The organism is Neisseria sp. P0001.S005 (genome assembly GCF_051963715.1).
Window position 1 is genome coordinate 1 of record NZ_JBQCTZ010000349.1, and the last position, 2,101, is coordinate 2,101.

A 2,101-nucleotide genomic window follows, 5' to 3' on the forward strand; every position below is an offset into this window, starting at 1 on the left:
AGCCAAAGAATCGGCCAGTTTTTGTGCCTGTGCGAAATCAATACTTCCCTCATAAATTGCGCGGCCGGTAATCGCACTGCTCACACCCTCTTTTTCAACGGCACACAATGCGCGGATATCGTCCAAATTCGTCAAGCCGCCGGAAGCGATAATCGGGATATTCACTGATTGAGCCAATTTGACGGTAGCCTCGATATTCACACCGCTCATCATGCCGTCGCGGCCGATATCGGTATAAATAATGCTGTTGACGCCATCGTCTTCAAAACGCTTGGCCAAATCGACGACATGGTGTTCCGTTACCGTTGCCCAACCGTCTATCGCCACCATCCCATCTTTAGCATCCAAGCCGACGATAATCTGACCCGGAAATGCCTTACATGCTTCGCGCACAAATTCAGGATTTTTTACCGCGGCCGTACCGATAATCACATCGGTCAGACCCAAATCCAAATACTTTTCAATGGTGCCCAAATCACGGATACCGCCGCCAAGCTGTACCGGAATATCTTTAGCCACGGCGGCCAAAATTTCTTTAATCGCCGGAAAATTTTGAGGAACACCTGCAAATGCGCCGTTCAAATCAACCAAATGCAAACGGCGTGCGCCTTGATTGCGCCAATGCAAAGCCATCTCTGCCGGCGAATCGGAAAACACCGTCGCCTGCTCCATCAAGCCTTGTTTTAAGCGAACACAGCGTCCTTCTTTCAAATCAATGGCAGGTATCAACAGCATTTTCTTCTCCTCTACTCAATTTCAGTATATTTTACACAAATTAGCGATTTTTAGTAGATTTATGTTAAAGCCTCAAATCTGCCAATTTAAAAAATTACGCAGCAGCAGCAATCCTGCCTGATGGCTTTTTTCCGTGTGGAACTGTGTGGCAAACACATTGTCCTTACCGACAATGCAGGCAAATTCATTCGGATATTCGCTGACGCCTAAAACAATCTCTTCATTTTTCGGCGCAAAATAATAGCTGTGAACAAAATAAAAATACTCGTTCTGCCCAATGTCTTGAAATAAAGGGTGCGGACGGGTTTGGCGCACTGTATTCCAACCCATATGCGGTACTTTCAGACGGCCTCCCTGTGTATCAGTTTGATTGGGCAAAAACCGTTTTACTTGCCCTTCAAACCAACCCAAACCATCTGTATCGCCTTCTTCGCTGTGTTCAAACAATAATTGCGCACCTACGCAAATTCCAAAAAACGGCTTATTTTTCAGGCCGTCTGAAACAGCCTCACCCAAACCGCTTGCCTTCAGCGCCGACATGCAATCCGGCATGGCACCCTGCCCCGGAAAGATTACCTTATCCGCCGCCATCACTTCTTCAGGCCGCGAAGTCAGATAAACCTCGGCATTTTGATTAGACAAAACCTGCGCCGCCTGAACAGATTTCAATACTGAATGCAGGTTTCCCATTCCATAATCGACAATCGCTACTTTCATTGCTTCTCCTCAGGCCGTCTGAAAACATTTAATGATTAATATAATAATAAGAATGATTGTAGCAAAAGATGGTTTAAAACAAAATATTGGCAATATACAAGACAAATAATAAAAGGCCGTCTGAAATCCCAATCGGTTTCAGACGGCCTTTATTCATTCACACGATGCCTTATTCTTCAGATGCGGCTTCTGCTTCTTCTTGAACAGACTCTTCGCTCAGCGTGCCTTTGGTAGAAGGCGTTTGACCCATCATGCGCGGATCGTATTCGACCGCCACGCGCAATGCGCGGCCGAAGGCTTTGAAAACAGTCTCGGCTTGATGATGTGCATTACGGCCGCTCAAGTTATCGATGTGCAAAGTCATCATGCTGTGGTTCACAAGCCCATGGAAAAATTCTTCAAACAAATCAACATCAAAACGGCCGATCAGGGCGCGGGTAAAGTCGATGTTGTACACCAAGCCAGGGCGGCCGGAAAGGTCGATGACTACACGGCTCAACGCTTCATCCAACGGAACATAGGCATGACCATAACGGGTAATGCCGGCTTTATTGCCAAGTGCTTGTTTCAAGGCCTGACCCAATACGATACCGATGTCTTCAACCGTGTGATGGTCGTCAATGTGCAAATCGCCTTTGCAGGTAATATC

General features: G+C 46.7%; 3 protein-coding genes. All 3 read right to left on the reverse strand.

The features are described from left to right. Nucleotides 1-735, reverse strand: a 735-nt coding sequence (gene hisA / locus ACTHSP_RS19985) for a 1-(5-phosphoribosyl)-5-[(5-phosphoribosylamino)methylideneamino]imidazole-4-carboxamide isomerase (protein WP_049329533.1), incomplete at its 3' end; no start/stop codon positions are given. Between the two features lie 72 nt (nt 736-807). Continuing rightward, nucleotides 808-1,452 (reverse strand): imidazole glycerol phosphate synthase subunit HisH, encoded by a 645-nt coding sequence (gene hisH, locus ACTHSP_RS19990; protein WP_049350979.1) that lies wholly within the window; start codon nt 1,450-1,452, stop codon nt 808-810. 169 nt (nt 1,453-1,621) lie between these two features. Next, the coding region (gene hisB / locus ACTHSP_RS19995; protein WP_440346774.1) for an imidazoleglycerol-phosphate dehydratase HisB at nt 1,622-2,101 on the reverse strand (480 nt) is incomplete at its 5' end.

Excerpts from the sequence above, each read along its gene's own strand:
- hisH (WP_049350979.1), bottom strand. The coding sequence starts at position 1,452 with ATGAAAGTAGCGATTGTCGATTATGGAATGGGAAACCTGCATTCAGTA.